19 protein-coding genes are annotated in these 18728 nt (G+C 31.7%); all 19 read left to right on the top strand.

The window, feature by feature from the left end; genetic code table 11:
* The first annotated feature begins 15 nt into the window (after window positions 1–15).
* The 19 genes from Q0714_RS00775 to Q0714_RS00685 all read left to right on the top strand — a co-directional run bounded on the left by Q0714_RS00775 (window position 16) and on the right by Q0714_RS00685 (window position 18722).
* Window positions 16–882, top strand: a complete 867-nt coding sequence (locus tag Q0714_RS00775) for an SDR family oxidoreductase (protein WP_298262384.1) — start codon at window positions 16–18, stop codon at window positions 880–882.
* Window positions 883–895: 13 nt separating this feature from the next.
* Window positions 896–1264, top strand: coding sequence for a hypothetical protein (locus Q0714_RS00770; protein WP_298262383.1), 369 nt, complete (start codon window positions 896–898; stop codon window positions 1262–1264).
* Window positions 1265–1275: 11 nt separating this feature from the next.
* Complete coding sequence (locus tag Q0714_RS00765) at window positions 1276–1893, top strand: CatB-related O-acetyltransferase (protein WP_298262382.1); 618 nt, start codon at window positions 1276–1278, stop codon at window positions 1891–1893.
* Window positions 1894–2070: 177 nt separating this feature from the next.
* Window positions 2071–3048, top strand: coding sequence for an alpha/beta hydrolase (locus Q0714_RS00760; protein WP_298262381.1), 978 nt, complete (start codon window positions 2071–2073; stop codon window positions 3046–3048).
* A gap of 116 nt (window positions 3049–3164) precedes the next feature.
* Window positions 3165–3809 carry a hypothetical protein gene (locus Q0714_RS00755; RefSeq protein ID WP_298262380.1) on the top strand — a complete coding sequence of 215 codons (645 nt, stop codon included), beginning with the start codon at window positions 3165–3167 and terminating at the stop codon, window positions 3807–3809.
* A 32-nt stretch (window positions 3810–3841) separates the two neighbouring features.
* The gene (locus Q0714_RS00750; protein ID WP_298262379.1) at window positions 3842–4447 is read left to right on the top strand and encodes a DUF3575 domain-containing protein; all 606 of its coding nucleotides are present in this window, start codon (window positions 3842–3844) and stop codon (window positions 4445–4447) included.
* 52 nt (window positions 4448–4499) lie between these two features.
* Window positions 4500–5636 carry a serine hydrolase gene (locus Q0714_RS00745; protein ID WP_298262378.1) on the top strand — a complete coding sequence of 379 codons (1137 nt, stop codon included), beginning with the start codon at window positions 4500–4502 and terminating at the stop codon, window positions 5634–5636.
* Window positions 5637–5640: 4 nt separating this feature from the next.
* Window positions 5641–6888 carry a S41 family peptidase gene (locus Q0714_RS00740; protein ID WP_298262377.1) on the top strand — a complete coding sequence of 416 codons (1248 nt, stop codon included), beginning with the start codon at window positions 5641–5643 and terminating at the stop codon, window positions 6886–6888.
* Window positions 6889–7678: 790 nt separating this feature from the next.
* Window positions 7679–8128: a LexA family transcriptional regulator gene (locus tag Q0714_RS00735; protein ID WP_092205671.1), complete on the top strand. Its 450-nt coding sequence runs from the start codon at window positions 7679–7681 to the stop codon at window positions 8126–8128.
* A gap of 1 nt (window position 8129) precedes the next feature.
* The gene (locus Q0714_RS00730) at window positions 8130–9389 is read left to right on the top strand and encodes a Y-family DNA polymerase (protein ID WP_298262376.1); all 1260 of its coding nucleotides are present in this window, start codon (window positions 8130–8132) and stop codon (window positions 9387–9389) included.
* A gap of 31 nt (window positions 9390–9420) precedes the next feature.
* On the top strand, window positions 9421–10152 hold the full coding sequence (locus Q0714_RS00725) for an SOS response-associated peptidase (RefSeq protein ID WP_298262375.1): 732 nt from the start codon (window positions 9421–9423) through the stop codon (window positions 10150–10152).
* Window positions 10153–10588: 436 nt separating this feature from the next.
* Window positions 10589–10885: a helix-turn-helix domain-containing protein gene (locus tag Q0714_RS00720; protein ID WP_298262374.1), complete on the top strand. Its 297-nt coding sequence runs from the start codon at window positions 10589–10591 to the stop codon at window positions 10883–10885.
* 245 nt (window positions 10886–11130) lie between these two features.
* Window positions 11131–11604, top strand: coding sequence for a hypothetical protein (locus tag Q0714_RS00715; RefSeq protein WP_298262373.1), 474 nt, complete (start codon window positions 11131–11133; stop codon window positions 11602–11604).
* 85 nt (window positions 11605–11689) lie between these two features.
* Window positions 11690–12328 carry a DUF6266 family protein gene (locus Q0714_RS00710; RefSeq protein ID WP_298262372.1) on the top strand — a complete coding sequence of 213 codons (639 nt, stop codon included), beginning with the start codon at window positions 11690–11692 and terminating at the stop codon, window positions 12326–12328.
* 259 nt (window positions 12329–12587) lie between these two features.
* Window positions 12588–14390: a tetratricopeptide repeat protein gene (locus tag Q0714_RS00705; RefSeq protein WP_298262371.1), complete on the top strand. Its 1803-nt coding sequence runs from the start codon at window positions 12588–12590 to the stop codon at window positions 14388–14390.
* An 80-nt stretch (window positions 14391–14470) separates the two neighbouring features.
* Window positions 14471–16429: a serine hydrolase gene (locus Q0714_RS00700; RefSeq protein ID WP_298262370.1), complete on the top strand. Its 1959-nt coding sequence runs from the start codon at window positions 14471–14473 to the stop codon at window positions 16427–16429.
* A 45-nt stretch (window positions 16430–16474) separates the two neighbouring features.
* Window positions 16475–16996 (top strand): GNAT family N-acetyltransferase, encoded by a 522-nt coding sequence (locus Q0714_RS00695; protein WP_298262369.1) that lies wholly within the window; start codon window positions 16475–16477, stop codon window positions 16994–16996.
* A 90-nt stretch (window positions 16997–17086) separates the two neighbouring features.
* On the top strand, window positions 17087–17242 hold the full coding sequence (locus Q0714_RS00690; protein ID WP_298262368.1) for a hypothetical protein: 156 nt from the start codon (window positions 17087–17089) through the stop codon (window positions 17240–17242).
* A 1-nt stretch (window position 17243) separates the two neighbouring features.
* Window positions 17244–18722, top strand: coding sequence for a serine hydrolase (locus Q0714_RS00685; RefSeq protein ID WP_298262367.1), 1479 nt, complete (start codon window positions 17244–17246; stop codon window positions 18720–18722).
* Window positions 18723–18728 lie beyond the last annotated feature (6 nt).

Here is an 18728-nt window from a genome sequence, read left to right as displayed (position 1 = left end):
AGTAACCTTATAGTAATGAAACATACTAACATATTATTGGCAGGTGCTACAGGTTACTTAGGGTCTTATCTGTTAAATGCCTTAATTGATAATCAAAATCAAGTTCTTGCCATTGTACGTAATCCAAATAAACTTAAAAATAATAACGAAAATTTTTTAGAGGTTAAACAAGCAGAGGTTACAAAACCTGACACCTTACGTGATATTTGCAAAGGTATTGATACGGTAATATCTACAGTAGGTATAACAAGGCAAAAAGATGGCTTAACTTATTTGGATGTAGATTATCAGGCAAATATGAATTTGTTGGAAGAAGCAAAAAAAGCAGGTGTAAAACATTTTGTTTACGTTTCGGCTATCAATGGCAACAAATATCGGAATTTAAAAATTTTTGAAGCCAAGGAAAAGTTTGTAGATGCCTTAAAATCTTCTGGATTAAACTATACCATAGTAAGACCCAACGGTTTTTTCTCAGATATGAAAGATTTTTTGCAAATGGCAAAATCGGGTCGGGTTTATTTGTTTGGCTCGGGCAATCAAAAATTTAACCCAATTCACGGTAAAGATCTGGCAACATTTATTGTGGATAATCTAGAGGAAACCAATAAAGAATTTACCCTTGGAGGACCCGATGTGTTAAGTCTTAATGATATTAGTAAATTGGCTCTAAATGCTTTGAACAAACCCATAAAAATCATTCATTTACCAGATTGGTTGCGAAAACTAACTATTTGGAGTTTAAGAACCTTTACTACTGTAAAAACCTATGGGCCAATTGAGTTTTTCCTAACCCTTATGGCAGAGGATAATATTGCACCAACCTACGGAAAGCATCACTTAAAGGATTTTTATGTTCAAGAAGTTAAAACGATTGGAGTATAGTAAAAGCATCACAATGAAATTATCTCAAAAAATCGCTCTAATTATTATTGTTGCCTACTGTATATTTCACGTACTGGTTTTATTTCAAATCATTCCCTACACTATAGTTTGGGGTGGTAAAATAAAATCTTTTAACGAAATGTACATTTTGGAAGGAGTAGCATTAACTATAATGCTGTTTATAGGCGCAATTCTTTCTATGGAAAGCAGACTGGTAAAATCAATTTTTACAGCTAAAACCATAAAAAGGATACTATTGGTTTTTGCGATTTTTTTTATATTAAACACTTTTGGTAATCTTTTAGCAGAAACTATAATTGAAAAATGTCAGGCTATCATAACCATATATTTAGCAATAGTATTTTATAAATCATCAAAATAAAAAGAAAAATTATGAAAGCACCCAACCCAAGTACCCTATTTCCGTTACCCAATTATAAAAAGCTTTGTTTTTTAAAAAACCTTGTTAACAATCCAAATATTATTGTAGGAGACTATACGTATTATGATGATTTTGAAGATGTTTCAAACTTTGAGAAAAACGTAAAATATCATTTTGACTTTATTGGAGATAAACTCATTATAGGTAAGTTTTGTATGATTGCTTCAGATGCAACATTTATTATGAATGGTGGTAATCATTTAACAGAAGCCACAACAGCATATCCATTTGCCATTTTTGGTGGCGCGTGGCAAGATGCTATGGAAGGTAAGACCTATCCAACCAAAGGGGATACCATAATTGGTAATGATGTATGGATTGGTCACGATGCTACCATTATGCCTGGTGTTTACATTGGTAATGGTGCAATAATAGCATCAAAAGCTGTAGTGACAAAAAACGTAGAACCTTACACTATTGTTGGAGGTAATCCTGCTAAACCAATTAAAAAACGGTTTTCTGAAGATACCATTTCAAAACTATTAGAGTTAAAATGGTGGGATTGGGATATTGAAAAAATTACTGAAAACGTAGAAAAGCTTACCTCTAATCCTGAAGCGTTGCTTTAAGATAATATCCTAAGAACTAATAAAAGGCTTAACTCTAAAATGTTAAGCCTTTTTTATGCCATCTTGTTCTGTTTATAAAAAATAGACATAGCACTCAATAGGTGCTACATTATAATCTAAAACGATGGAAACTACTTTTCAAATCATCTTTGTCCTAGTGAATTAAAAACAATTAAAATGAATTTTAAAGCAACTTACTTAATAATTATTAGTGTATTTATTTATAAAATGAATGCACAAAATATAGAAAACGTACATCAAAAAATAGATACATCCTACTTTGTAAAGATTGGAGGTATAGACCAATACATTAGTCTTAAAGGTATTAAGGATAAACCAATAGTGTTGTATTTACACGGAGGTCCAGGAGCAGCTGCATCTGCCCATAGTGAAAAAATAACAGCATCGTTAGAGCAAGACTTTATGGTGATTCACTGGGATCAAAGAGGTGCTGGCAAAACCTTAAAACAAAATGGTTTAAAACAAAGACCAACATTAACATTAATGCAGTCTGATGCTGAAGAGTTACTTACTTATATTTTAAACACGTTTCAGCGTCAACAAATTATTTTAGTCGCAAATTCTTGGGGGACTTCATTAGCCATTCATTTAGCGGAATCAAAACCTAATAAAATTTCAACATTGGTTGCCATAAGCCCTATTGTAAGTCTTTTTTCAAGTCAAAAAAGTCTGAATAAGATACTTATTAGACACTTTAGGAAATCTAAAAACCAAAAAGCAGTTAAGCAACTAAAAACCATTAATATACCATATCATAATGCAAAAGATATGGCCATTCAGTTCAAATGGCTCTCTGAATACCAAGGCGCAGTAATTAATGATACACTGTATAGCCAATATTCACAGTTTTTCGAACAATGGTACACCAAATGGGGTTTGTTATACAGCCAACTTTATAAAGTAAACAGACTAAAAATTACATCTTCAATACAATGTAGAACGATTGTTTTTTATGGAGATAAAGACTATACAGCTTATTATAAGTTATCCAAAAAGTTCTTTAAGGGTATAAAATCTAAAGAAAAGGAAATTTATAGGTTTAAAGATGTAGGTCATCAAATACCAATGGAAGCATCCAATAGAATGCAGGAGCTACTTCTTAAAGTTCTGCTTAATGGTAAAATTAATTATTAAAACTATCAGCAAAAAGGTTCCAAATTATAATTCAAAACGATTGCCCTTAAAATTCAGTGAATCTTTGTACCATCAAATTATTAATCAAAAAAACGAACAATTAAAAACACATTAAAATGAAAAAACTAGTAATCATTTGCTTATCGCTTTGTGCACTAAATGCTTTTGCTCAGAGTAATAATGTATCATTAGAAAAGAATGATACAGATTTCAAATACAGAGTCAGTTTTCCTGCTATTATCTTGGGTAACATTGGTAAGGGAGGCGAAAGAACCAATACACAACATATCGAATTTCACGTAAAGCGTGAATTGGATTCAAAAAATATTATCGGAGTAAAGTTTGCTACTTGGAGGTTGTTTCAACCAATGGGTATTCAATGGTGGGATGGTCTTAGGGACAAAATAGATTCTGAAACTGAGTTTTATCCGGGATATTTGCGTGAAACGGGTATTGGAATATCGTATCAACGTATGCTATGGAAAGGTTTATTTGCTTCCGTAGAAGTATTGCCACAATACAAAACGTATTTAGATTTAGATAACAAAAAAATAGCAAACGGTTTTAAGCTTTACAATTCGTTCCATCTTGGGTATCATTTTGCATTTGGTAAGAATAAAAGATTTTTTATCGAGCCTCAGGTTCATTCTCAATTTTGGGTTTTTGACACCAATACGCCAGATGCATTCAAACAATTAGATAATAGATGGAAAAACTATTTCCTTTTTGAACCAAACCTTTACATAGGATTTAAATTTTAAAAAAAATAATCAATAGATAAATAGTAATAAAAATGAAAACAAAATTTAAAATTAGTCTTACAGCTTTTGCAATAGCTATATCCTCAATTGCTTTTGCTCAGGAAAAGAAACAAACATACGATTATCAAAGGGATTTTAAACACTCAATTAGTATGTGTCCAGTTGCAGTTGCTTTTGGAATTTATTCGGTGAATTATGAGTATTTACACCATCAAAAACACGGCTTTGTCGTACGTTTTGATTATGAGGCCATTCCTAAAACCTACACAGATGCGCGTATAGAATCCAGTGGCTATTCATTTTTATTGAATTATCGTTATCATTTCAATAAAAAAATGAATTCGTATTTTGTTGGTGCTTACGGTAGATACAGACAATTTGATGGCGAAGGTAAAATTAACAACACAAATTTTGATTTTACAATGCCAGATACTAGTTTTGGTATCAATGCAGGTAAAAAATGGGTTTGGAATAGTGGATTTACAATTACTTTTGCTCTTGGTTATGGCTTTTCAAATGAAGATTGGGATAGCAACCCAAATACCACTGAGGTTAATAATATGATTAGGGATTTTAGAAATGATTATGATTTTATAGATCCATTTTACGGAGAATTTTCTATAGGGTATTCATTCTAAAATAAAGCTATTTTTTTAATAATAAAATTTAGCTTCAATAATAAAAAAAGAAATGAAACATTTAATTCAGCTTTTATTTTTTCTTCTTACCTCACTTCATTGTTTGGCACAAAAGAATATTGTAAATGAAATCGATTCAGTTTTTATTCAATATTCAAGTGCTAAAAATATAAACAATGCAGTATTACAAGTCTATTCTACATCTAAAAATATAGATCTATCAGTTAGTAAAAACAATACATCTGCAAATCCAATAGATGCATCGTGTCAACCTTTTTACACAGCCAGTATTACCAAAATGTTAACGGCTACTTCAATAGGTATTCTAAAGGATATGGGAAAATTAGATTTTGACGATAAGATTAGTCAATTTTTACAAGAACCACTGATGAACAAATTGCACTTTTTTAATGGTAAAGATTATACCAATGCAATTACAATAGCTCACCTGTTACAACACACCTCAGGTTTACCCGATTATTTTACTGACGAAACCATTGATAGTAGCCAAAATATTATCAATCAATTACTAGTAGATACTAATAGGCTTTGGACGCCATACGAAATGATTGAGTTTACTAAAGAAAAAATGAAACCTCATTTCATTCCTGGCCAAGGCTATCATTATACAGATACGGAGTATGTGCTTTTAGCTTTGATAATTGAAAAAGTAAGTGGTCTATCATATAATGCGTTTTTAAAGAAATATATTTTTCAACCTTTGGTTATGAATGATTCTTACATTAATTTAAAATCTTCACCTATAAAAAATCAATTGCCTATAGCTAAGTTTTATGTTGGTGACATAGAACTATCGTCAATTAAAAGTTTAAGTGCAGATTGGGGTGGTGGTGGATTGGTCTCTACAACCAAAGACCTTATAACTTTTTTAGAAGCTTTCAATGCTGATAAGATTGTAAAAAAGAATACGCGTTTAGAAATGCAAAATTGGATTAATGAATCAGTAGGAATGGAATACGGTTTCGGAATTAGAAAAGTATCTTATAAAGATACTAAAGATCAAAACAAAAAATTAACACTTATTGGTCATACAGGTAGTACCGCATCCTTTTTGTGGTATTGCCCAGAACTAGATACTTATATAGCAGGTACTCTAAATCAATTAGAGGCTTCAAAAAGTACAATCCCATTAGTTTATGACGTACTTAAAATCATAGAAGGCAAGTAGTATTATGAAGTTATTAAATAAAAAAAGTATTTATTATATCATTATTATATGCTCAATCTGTAATGTCTTAGTTGCACAGACATCAAAAAAAATTGATTGGAAAAATGACCTTGAAATTTATAAAAAGGGCTTAGAACAAAAACATATAGATGTATACCATTCAATTACTAAAGAAGATTTTGCAAATGAGTGGCAAAAGATTTACAACAGTTCTGACACTTTAAATGATTTTGAAATCATTTTAAAATTAATGCGTTTAACAAGGCGTATTAATGATGGTCATACTTCTGTTTCATTGCGAAATATGCCTTTACAACGTTTTCCTCTTGAAGTAAATTTCATTGATGGTGAGTGGCGTGTGGTAAAAGTAAGCAGTAAACATAGTAGCTTATTAAAATTATCCTTAACAGCCATAGATGATATTCCCATTGTTGAGGTTTCAGCAAAAGTGTCGGAAGTTGCACAATTTGTAGAAAACCAATATTCTCAAAAAATAAGAACTGGGGAATATTTGAATATATCCGAATTACTATTTGCACTTCATATTACTAAAAAAGTGGACAAAGCGGTATTTACCTTTTTAGATGACAATAATCAAGAGATAAAAATAACACTAAACTCTTTAAGTGTAGATACATCAAACAAAGTATCAAATTTTATTCATTTAACTACAGGTGTACCAGAAATTACAAAGCCAGAAAATCCTAGTTTTCCTTATTTATGGTTTACACCAATAAAAAATAGTAAAGCCCTATATATCAATTTTGAAAGCTATCCAACCTTTGAAGATATGCAGGTTTTTGGGGAAACATTAGTAAACTACATTGCTACAAACCACATTCAAAAAGTCATCATAGATATGCGTAATAATGGAGGTGGTGATTTATATGTTGGGGTGGTTTTAGCCTATGCATTAAACCTTGCAGATTCAATTGATTGGAAAAATGGTGTTTTTGTATTAACAAGTAACAAAACCTTTTCGGCAGCAACAAGTAATGCGGCTCTTTATAAACAATTGTTAAATGCTAAAATTGTTGGTGAACCTACAGGATCAAACCCAAATGGGTATCAGGATATGGATAGTTTTACTCTACCTAATTCAAAATTAGTAATTACATATTCAAAAAGACTATTTCAGTTATCAGAAAAGCTAAATGCTACACTTCAGCCAAATATAAAATTATTTTATAACTGGTCTGATATTATAATGGGGAATGACAATATTCTACATACCTTAATAAAAAATCTGTAGTAATTGTTTTAATGTGGTATGAATTTTATTTATTATTCCTATTGGATAAAGCTAAATTAGTCCCCACAAAACAAAACCCAGTTTTTTCGCTTGCCTTAGCTTGAGCCTGTTTAAAGCTCAAAACCCTCTGTCTTTTGTTTTGTTCCGCTCGCCAACGCGCTTGTAGTTTTTGGTTGCCAACCCTCACACAGCACATTACTTTTCTTATTTAAACGTTTATATTTTAATAAAAAGGTACAATAAAAAAGACAAATGTGTAGCATTCACGAACACCTTAACTTAAAATAGAAATGACGTGAGTAAAGAGCTGTTCCCAACGCACACACCAAAAACCACCCAAAGCTATGTTTACATAACGGGTAGTTATAATAGCAGCCGCTACACCCACCACATTACCAAAGCTGTAGTTATAACGCCATTATGTAAAATAGCCACGTCCCAGCCGCACAAATCGGAACTAAAATTAAACTGTGGATATTCACGAGTACATTAATTTAAAATAAAAATAAAACGAGCTAAATAGCGGCTTATCCAACGCTTAAATTCTAACTACAAATAATATTTGCCGTTATTCACGAGTACAAAAACAAATAAAAATGAAACGAGCTAAATATCCACACACCAACCCCACAAATCGGAACTAAAATTAAACTGTGGATATTCACGAGTACATTAATTTAAAATAAAAATAAAACGAGCTAAATATCCGCTCTGCCTTTGCGCTCAACACCGTTAATAAATTGAAAGTTTTGGTATAAAAAACGAACATTTTTTTATATAACTTTGCAATATGCAAGTCAGAAAATTATATAACACAAGAGCAATAGAATTTTATGGAGCAGATGTTTCAACACATCTAAAATTGCCTTTTGTGGCTAATGGTATAAGCGCAGGATTTCCATCCCCAGCAGATGATTTTTTAGATATAAACATAGACCTCAATAAACATTTAATTAAAAACCCAAGCACAACATTTTATGGTCGTGTTCGTGGTGATTCAATGATAGATGCAGGTATTCACGATGGTGATTTACTAATTATTGATAAAAGTTTAGAACCTACAAATAACAAAATAGCTGTTTGTTTTATTGATGGTGAATTTACAGTTAAACGCATCAGCATAGAAAAAGACTGTGTTTGGTTAATTGCAGAAAATCAAAATTACAAACCTATTCAAGTCACTAAAGACAATGATTTTATCATTTGGGGTATTGTTACTAACGTAATCAAAAACCTATGATATGTTCGCACTCGTTGACTGCAATAACTTCTACGCTTCCTGTGAGCGTGTTTTTAACCCATCATTAAATGGTAAACCTGTAGTGGTTTTATCAAACAATGATGGTTGTGTTATTGCAAGATCCAACGAGGCCAAAGCGTTAGGTATTCCAATGGGCGCACCTGCATTTGAATATGCTAAAACATTTGAAAAGCAAAACGTAAACGTTTTTTCTTCAAATTATGCTTTATATGGTGATATGAGTAGTAGAGTGATGAATCTACTTTCAGAGTTTACACCAGAAGTTGAAATATACAGTATCGACGAAGCATTTTTAAAGTTTATAGGTTTTGACCTTTTTAGCCTTCAGGAAATTGGAGAAACAATGCGTAATCGTGTAACAAAAGGTACAGGTATTCCAATTAGTATTGGCTTTGCACCAACAAAAGCATTATCTAAAGTAGCCAATAAAATAGCAAAGAAGTTTCCAGAACGTACAAACAATGTTTATGTGATAGATAATGAAGAAAAGCGCATAAAAGCCTTAAAGTGGTTGTCAATCGAAGATGTTTGGGGTATTGGTAGGAAACACTCACAAAGACTTAAAAATCTCAATATTCATAATGCTTATCAATTTTCCCAACTGTCAGATGATTGGGTACGTAAAAATATGTCAGTTGTTGGTTTACGTCTAAAACACGATTTAGAGGGTAAACCTACTTTAGATTTAGAAACTACTGCAAACAAGAAAATGATAGCAACAACACGCTCATTTGAGGGTATGCTAACATCATATCAAGATATTAGAGAACGTATATCTACGTTTGCAGTGTCCTGTGCAGAAAAATTACGTAATCAAAAATCACAATGCAATATGCTTATGGTATTTTTGCATACCAACGGTTTCCGAAAAGATTTACCTCAATACGGTAGAAACATTGTTGTAAAAACGCACTATCCAACTAATTCGAGCATAGATTTAGTCAAATATGCAGAAGCAGGGTTACAAGCAATTTATAAAGAGGGCTTTCATTATAAAAAAGCAGGTGTTATTGTAATGGGCTTAACCCCGAGTAATCAAAAACAATTCACACTATTTACTTCCGAAAACCCAAAGCACCAACCAATAATGAATATCGTAGATAGGCTAAATAAAGCCTATGGTAGCAATAAAATAAAGTTTGGTAGTCAATCATTAGGTAGGCAATGGAAAATGAAACAAGAACGCCTATCCCCACGATATTCAACCAACATTAATGAAATAATCGATATAAGAGTTTAATTAGTATATTTAGTAACCTAAATAAAACCTTATGTGTTTCCATACTTCTCAAACTAAAAAAGTAATTGAGCTTGAAAATCGCTATGATGTTTCATTGACAAGGGATGATGCAAGAGAAGCGTATGATATTCCAAGATACCACTTAAACGGTTTTTCTCATCCTGATATGCTTATAATACCACAAGAAGGTCCATCAGCTTTAGCACCTGCATTATGGGGTATAGTTCCAGGCAATAAAAAACCTGAACAATTAACCGATTATTACAAAGAAGCTGTTCGGTATGGTGGTGGTCTTAATGCTCAATCCGAAAAATTATTTAATCATTTTATATACAAACATTCAGCCTTAACAAGACGTTGTATAATTCCAGTAACAGGATTTTTTGAACCTCACGAGTACAAAGGAAAAAAATATCCATTTCATATAAAAAACAAAAACAACGATGTTTTGTCTTTGGCTGGGTTATATACAATAATTGGCGATGTTGTTACCTTTACTATTCTTACTAAAAAAGCATCACCATTATTTGCAAAAATTCATAATAAAAAGAATAGACAACCGGTAATACTTCAAAAGGACTTTGAACAAGAATGGTTAAAAGATGATTTAAACGAAAACGGAATTAATGAATTAATTAATCTAAATTACAATGAAGAGGTATTAGATACATACACAGTAAGTCGTGATTTATTTAGTCCAAGAATCAATTCAGATACAGAATCAATTATCGATGAAGTAAAATACGAAGGAGTTCAAATCTAAATAATTATTATAATTAGTTACCTCTTTCAAGCTGCACAAAACCATCGTTAAGCCTGTATTGAGCGTAGCCGAAATATCCAAGTATTCCTTACCTCAAGTCTTTGTTTGTTTCATTTCGTTAACAAATATCATAGTCCACTTTTCCCCACCACCCAAGTCAGCGGTTATAAAAAAATAGGTTCATAATATGTAGTAATACGCCATAGCATATTGCTTTTTCACCCTGCCCTGAGTGTCAGCCGAACGGGTCAAAAAACAATAAGCTATTGTCTAAAAGTCCTGTATAAGTAGCTTGTTTAAATGCTGTTTTATCAAACAACTATTTAAAACGCTACCCATACAAACGCTTCATCCAACGCACAACTTATCAAAAACCTATTTTTTTAAGAGTTTATTCCCCAAAAAGTGTTGTTCAATAGATTAAATACATTTCAATATGATTACAAAAACAATCCAAATTACAGAAGTCAAAGTTGATGAATTAGCGGATAAGATAGCAGAAAAATTATTGTTTAAAATTGAAGATTACCTTAAAGAACTATCAAAATCAAAAAATGATGAATTACTAACAAGACAAGAAGTAGCCGAATATTTAAGAATCAGTTTGGTAACAATACATTCCTGGAATAAACACGGCATTTTAAATCCAATTCGTATGGGCAACAGAATTTTTTACAAAAAACAAGACATTTTAGATGTTTTAGAAGAACAGTCAATAAATAAAAAAAGGTAGCAAATATATGTGGCCACCACAGCCAACGCGCAAGGCTATAAAGGTCAAGCCCTACGGGTTTTGAATAAAACTTTTTCAAAAGCATTTTTCACAATCATTAAACAATTAATCTAAAAAAACTTTTATCCAAAAACCTTGACAGCCTTATCCACGCCACAAGAGCATTAGGCTTTCTTTTTTTATTGTTTTTCTTTTAAAAAATTAATGGTGCGAAGCGTAGCGAAGCAATTTTAAATTGGATAGCTATGTCAACTCTTGAACTAAAAACACACCAAATCGGAAGAACCTACTCGCAACCTCATTTTTTTATTCTGAACAAAGGGCAAAACAGCGGAAAGCCTTTAATAAATCCGTGTCCTAATTGCTTTGTGGTAACTGTACTAACCGAAGAAGAAAAGCACACCCTTTATCATTTATCAATGATGCTACAAATAGGTGGTTTCTATGCGTATTATTTAAAAGGCAGTGTTATTCCGTTCATTTCAATAGATGATTGCAGAAACACGCTTAAAGATGGCTACACTTCATTATTAAATGAATCTAAAGAGTTGCAGAAGCATATTAGTATAGTGTCAGCTATTAGCAGAAAAGAAGCAGAACTACAAAAAACAGTTTCAAAAATGGCAGATTTAAAAGTGTCATACATTCAAAGTTTATTTTCTAATAAGCAAAATCGGGCAACAGAGGGCAACAAAAACCAAAACAATCTAATAGCATAGTATTTGCCATATACTATCTGTGTTGGTTAAAGACTATACCAAGTCCATACCAACCCCAATTAGTAACTTTTAAAATCAATTAAATATGGGCAAAATTAGCCAAGGTATCCTAGGAGGATTATCAGGAAAAGTAGGAAATGTTATCGGTGCATCGTGGAAAGGTATCGATTACCTAAGAATTAAACCATCTAGTGTCGCAAATCCACGTACCCCTGGACAAGTAAATCAAAGAAATAAATTTACTGCTTCATTAGAATTTTTACAGCCAAACAAAGACTTCATCAATGTTGGCTATAAAAGTTTTGCTATTAAAAAAACAGCATTTAATGCAGCGATGTCAGAAATTTTAGGAACTGCCATCACAGGAACAGCACCAAATTTTACAGTAGATTATGCAAATGCATTGCTTAGTAAAGGAACATTAGCTGGAGTATTAAATCCTACAGCTTCCTATACAACAGCAGGTCAAGTAAATTTCAATTGGACTGATAATTCAACAGGGATAAATGCTAACTCAACAGATCGTTCAATGTTATTGGTTTACAACCCTATAAAAAATGAATCTGTGATGTTTTTAAATAGTGCTGAAAGAGAAGAAGGAATGGCTGTTTTAGCGATACCAAGCACCTATGCAGGTGATACATTACATACTTATATGGCATTTATTTCTTTAGATGGTAAAGTGTCAAATAGTGTTTATTTAGGCTCTGGAACAGCTAATTAATTTTGGTGCTTTTATTTAAAAACCGCTCAAATGAGCGGTTTTTTTATGCTATATTTGGAAAACGAAACTATTAATATTTACCATCTAATTTCTCTTATCTGACAAGATTTGTACCTTATTTGTAGCCCAATCTTTCAGAATCCTTTATTTATAAGGAAAGTTAAATGTTGTATTGGGAAGTAACTTACTTTCTTTTTTCTTCTTGATGCTAAAGATAAATTATAGTTTTTGTAGAATTAACTAGTAAAATAATTTAGTAATGGCTTTAAATAATATAAACAAAAAATCTATTGCAGTATTACCATTTCAAAATATGAGTAATAGCTTAGATAATGAGTATTTCTGTGATGGATTAACAGAAGAAATTATTAATGCGCTAGCTAGAATTAAAGCCCTTTCTGTTACTTCCCGTACATCCTCATTTTATTTTAAAAACAAAAAAGTAACAGCAGAAGAGATTAGGGAGAAATTAAAGGTGGCTACCTTTATTGAAGGTAGTGTTAGAACATCAAAAAATAAAATGCGCATCACAGTGCAAATGATTGATACTTTAGACGATTATCATTTCTGGTCAGAAACCTTTGATAGAAACCCTCAAGATGTTTTTGAGATTGAAGATGAGATAAGCTTGTTTATTGCAGAAAAATTAAGAGAGCATATAGGTCATCTTGAAATAGAAGATAAGCTAGTAGAACCTATTGATGTTCCTGTAGATATTTACAAAGAATATTTGAAAGGTAGGTATTACATTATGAAGTTAGATATTGCTAGCTCACTGAAAGGTATAGATATTTTAAAAGGTATTACAGAAAAAGCACCTAATTTTTTAAATCCTTATTTAGACATAAATCTGAGCTATATTTATATGGGAACGCTTGGATTATTACCAGCTTATGAGGCTTTTCAAAAAGCACAACCTTTTTTTGACAAAGCTATAGAGCTTAATCCCAATTCATCAAGAGTACAATTAAACTTATCTTGGGTAGAATCTTGGCAAAATTGGGATTTAAAGAAAGCGTATGAACACGCAAATAGAGCCCTTGAAATTCAACCAGCAGACGATATTTACTTAACCATTTCTAACTATTTAACCGTTGAAGGGAAATTAGATTCAGCGCAAAATTACATAGATAAAGCGTTACAGCTAGATCCTTTCTCTGCAATGAATCATCATTACAAAGGATTTTTACTGTACCTTCAAGAAAAGTACAACGAAGCAATACCCTACTTACAAAAGGCATTAGAATTAAATCCTGATTTACCTTTTCCGCCATTATACATAGGAGAATGTTTTTTGCTCACAGGGAAACATCAAGAAGCTATTAATTATTACGATGATCTAAAAGGTGTTCCAATAACCGATTTAACACAATTAGGTGGCTTGGCAATGTGTTACGCAAAAATAAATGATCTTGAAAAATGTAATGAAAAGGTAGTAGAACTTGAAACCTATTTACAATCGAACCATATAGATAAGGCTTTCAACTTCTTAATTTTGGTAAATGTACTATTGAATAACTACGATAAGGCATTAGATCTTATTGAGCAAGCTTTTGAGAACCATTTACCTTTAATCTTATTGCTGAATACAGAACCCATAATAAAACCAATAAAAAACAATAAACGCTTTAAAAGCATCATGCTAAAAGCCATTCCTGATAACGTCAACTATAAACAAAAGAAAAAGTACAAACAAACACTATTAAATAGAGACGAAATAGAGAAGTACACAAAAGAACTTGAGCAGATTATGATAGACTATAAACTGTACTTAAACCCAGATTTATCATTAAAAGATTTAGCCTCTTATTTAGAACTGCCAACCAATTATGTATCTCAATTACTAAACCAAGGCTTCGATAAAAACTTCTCTGAATATATCAATACTTATAGGATTAACGAGTTTAAAGAACGTATTCTTTTAGAAGAAAACAAAGATCTAACTATAATGGCTGTCGCTTATGATAGTGGCTTTAATTCTAAAACTGTGTTCAACACCTTCTTTAAAAAAATAGAAGGTATTACACCAAATTCTTTTGTAAAGAGTAATACTTCAAGTTAGTTCTGATTTTTAAAATAGAACTTTTAAGCCCTTATTTAAAGTTATTTTTGCTGTGTTATTATGTAATCAATTTATTCGAAATGAAACTATATATCAAATTATTTATTGCGTTAGTGCTTTTTAGCGCTTGTAAAGGTCAGCTAAATTCTAATGTAACGACACAACCAATTTTATCTGATTACAAAGCAGGAGAAAAATGGGTGTGGAAGTATAAAGGTGTAACCACAAAAGGAGAGACGAGGTCTGAAGGAACAGATACACGAGAAATCATAGATGTTGATGGTGAATTGCGAATAACAATTGGTAAAGACACCATTCCGGTTACAGATATTGTAAAACCTAAAAAAAGTAAAACACCAAAGTACCATTGGCCTCTTAAAGTAGGTAAAACGTGGATTTATAAAGAAAACTGGACAAGTCAAGATGGTACAACAGGAAAACAACAACTAAAAGCTGAAGTTTTATCTTACAAAGAAGAAAAAGTAGAAGCAGGAACCTTTATGGCATACACAATTCACTACAATGGTAACATCACAAATTCCAGAGGCTATAATGCGGTTGTAGATGAAGTTTGGCTGTATGCACCAAAAGTTAAAAATTTCATTAAACTAACTCAAAAACAAGATGATTTTGTTTATAACGAAGAGCTAATTGAGTATTTTGATAAACCATCAAAAAACAAAGTTCAGTTAGGGAATCATATCATTGGAAAAGTGAAGTTTTTAGAAGAGCCTGAGAACTTTAGTACCATAGCAAATAAAATGGCCGACTATAAAATACCTGCTCTCTCGCTTGCAGTTATCAATGATGGTAAAATAGAATGGACTGATACTTATCAAAACCCAAGTTTTTTAGGCCAAAATTTAAACGATAATAGCATTTTTCAAGCGGCATCTTTATCTAAACCAGTAACTTTTTTTGCAGCCTTACGTATGCATACGGCAGGAAAAATAGATTTAGATGAGAATATTGAAAACTACTTGCAGCGTTACCAATTGCCACAAGGCAAACAAACCGCTGAAAACCCAGTAACCTTCCGAAATATATTTGCGCATACTTCTGGTATTACTTCAGGAGGTTACCAAGGCTATGCTAAAAACCTTGCTATACCAACTGATATTGCTATTTTAAAAGGTAGTGAAGGCGTTAATTCACCAAAAATAGAAGTAATCTCGGTACCTAATGAAATGTTAGCGTATTCAGGAGGTGGATATACTTTAGCAGAGGTGGCAATTCAGGATATTTTTAATGACGAGTTTTCTAATATTATGAACCAATGGATACTTAAACCCATTGATATGAAGAATTCCGAATTTACGCAACCATTGCAACCAACAGATTCAAGCAAAATAGCAAAAGGATACACGTCAAATGGTGTTGTTTTAGATGGAGGTTGGAGAAATCACCCAGAACAAGCAGCAGCTGGGCTTTGGAGTAATGCAGTTGATATGGCAAAATTTTTAATTGAAATTTACAAAGGATTTCAAGGTAAAAGCTCAATTTTTTCAAAGTCAGAAATTCAATCGATACTCAATCAAGAACGTGATGGACATATTTATGGGTTAATAGTAGATAAATCAGAAAAAGGTTTTGCAATCACCCACTATGGAGGTAATGCTGGGTACCGAACTGGTATGACCATAGACCTTAATACAGGAAAAGGATTGGTGTATTTAATCAATTCGGATAATGGTGGCGCACTTGGCAATGAATTGCTGTTATCAGCTTCACAATTATACAATTGGAATCACTTTAAACGCACATCTGTTAAACGAAATCATTTAGATACAGCATTTTTAAAACAGCTTATAGGTAAATACAAATGGAATAGTCAGGTTGATCTTTCTATAAGTTTTAATGATGAAATAAACCAACTTTCATTGTACTTTCCAAATGGTGACACCTATAACCTCATTCCAATAAAAGACGAAGAAATAAGTTTCATCAATCCAAACACTGGAGTCAATGTCAAATTTTTAAAGTCGAGTAATTATAATTCATTTGTCTTGTACGGACAAACGGCAGTTAAGCTGAATTAAGCTTATGTTTTGTGTAATTGCTAAAACTGAAAAATACGTTTTCCTATGCGACAAATTAGTTTGAATACCATTGACAATACTTATTTCTATTCAGCTTGGAAACTTTATGAAGAAGCCTTTCCGATTTATGAAAGAAGGACATTAAAGGCCCAAACTAAACTGTTTGGTAACCATAGCTATAAATTTGATCTCTTTGTACAAGATGATGTTTTTATTGGATTTATCTTGTGGTGGAATTTTAAAGATTTTCAATATATCGATCACTTTGCTGTTTCAAAGCTTCTTAGAAATAAAGGATATGGCGCCAAAATTTTACAAGAGTTTATAAAAAGTAATTCTAAACCTACTTTACTAGAAGTTGAATTACCTGATAGCCCACTTAATAAAAGACGAATCAAATTTTATGAACGATTAGGTTTCAAGTTGAACTTACATAATTACAAAGTGCCTTCAAGCATTGATAATCGTAAAATTGATTTATTGGTAATGTCTTATCCAGAAGTTATATCCAAAGAAAAATTAAATCAATTTGTTGTTAATAACCACCCAACGATATTTAATTCTTAAACTTAGTTCTGATTCTTAAAATAGAACTTTAAACCCAATCATTCATCCTATTTTTGAAAGTAATTAATACAATCAATAAAAATGAAAAAAATGAAAACTAAAAAAAGTAAAAAAGGAGTAAAATTAGGAATAGGAATTATACTAGGTATTATTATAGGTTATTTAACCTCAAATATGCAATTATGGTTTGTTCTAGGCATTGCCATAGGTGCTGCGTTAGAATATGGTGGTAAAAAAAAATCATAAAATGAAATCGTTTACTAAAACACTATTTTTTGTACTTATTACGCTTTCAACCTTCAGCGTTTTTTCTCAAAACACGAATAAAAAGCTCTTTAATAACATTGACGCTTATTTAAAGGCAAGCGAAACAAATGGCTTTTCTGGAGTTGTTTTAGTTGCTAAACAGGGAGAAGTTATTTTGTCTAAAGGATACGGATGGGCAGATCGAAAAAATAAAATTCCCAACTCACCAGCAACTGTTTTTAATATTGGTTCAGTAACTAAACAATTTACGGCATCTGCAATTTTAAAATTGGTAGAACAAGGAAAAATTAAAACATCAGATAAAATAAGCTCATATTTTACCCAAACACCTATTGATAAGAGCGATATAACGATTCATCAATTACTTACGCACACATCAGGAATTTCTAATAGAACAGGTGGTTTTAGATATGATGAAGCTAGTAAAGAACAATTTTTAAAAGAGTTTTTTGAATCTGAATTACACTCTAAACCTGGCACAAAGTACCAATATGCAAATGCAAACTACATTATGTTAACGGTTATATTAGAGTTGGTTTCAGGCCAAACCTATAATGCTTTTCTAAAGGAACACCTATTTGAACCTGCTCATTTAAAAAGTACAGGTTATAAAAGCTTTAACTTTAATAGCGAAAAGCTAGCACATGGGTACTACTATAATAGAACTGATGAGAAATGGGCAGATTGGGGAACAACCCAACAACATCTGCCTTACAATAACAACCATTGGTATAGTATAGGTAAAGGCGACATTCATTCTACTATTGAAGATTTATACAAATGGCATGTTGCTTTAAAAAACAATGTCGTTTTAACATCAAAAACTAGAGAAATCCAAGAAACACCATATGTAGCCGAGAATGATAAAATGACATCGTATTATGGTTATGGCTGGGCAATATCTAAAAGTGATAAAGAAACTAAAATCGTTGCTCATAATGGTAGTAATGGATTATATTTTGCGGATTTTGTCAGGTTTGTGGATGATGATGTAGTTGTTATATACATAACAAATGCGTTTTTAGGAAATGAATCAGAATACGTTGCCAGAGAAATTGGTAAGATGGTTTTTAATACAAATTATACCCCTACCCCAATTTCAAAAAACATTTATGAATTGATTCATGAATTTATGAAAACCAATTCATCTAAAAATGTAGAAAAACTACCAGCTTATTTAAAAAAAGAACTTAAAGATGAATTTAACGACCACTGCATACTAAACCGACTTGGCTATGGCCGTTTGAAAAAAGAAAAACAACCTGGTTGGGCTTTAGGATTGTTTAAACTTAATGTGAAATTATTCCCTGAAGATGGTAATTTATGGGATTCATTGGGTGAGGCTTACTTAAAATATAATCAAAAAGATAAGGCTGTAAAGTGTTATACAAAAGCAGTTGAATTAGGCAGTGAGGATTCCAAAAAAACATTAAACAAATTATTGAAAGAAGACGAATAATACATT

This window comes from uncultured Lutibacter sp. (genome assembly GCF_947493565.1).
GTDB lineage: Bacteria > Bacteroidota > Bacteroidia > Flavobacteriales > Flavobacteriaceae > Lutibacter > Lutibacter aestuarii.
Note: the sequence above shows the minus strand (reverse complement) of the source record. Positions and strands in the feature narration are given on the sequence as shown.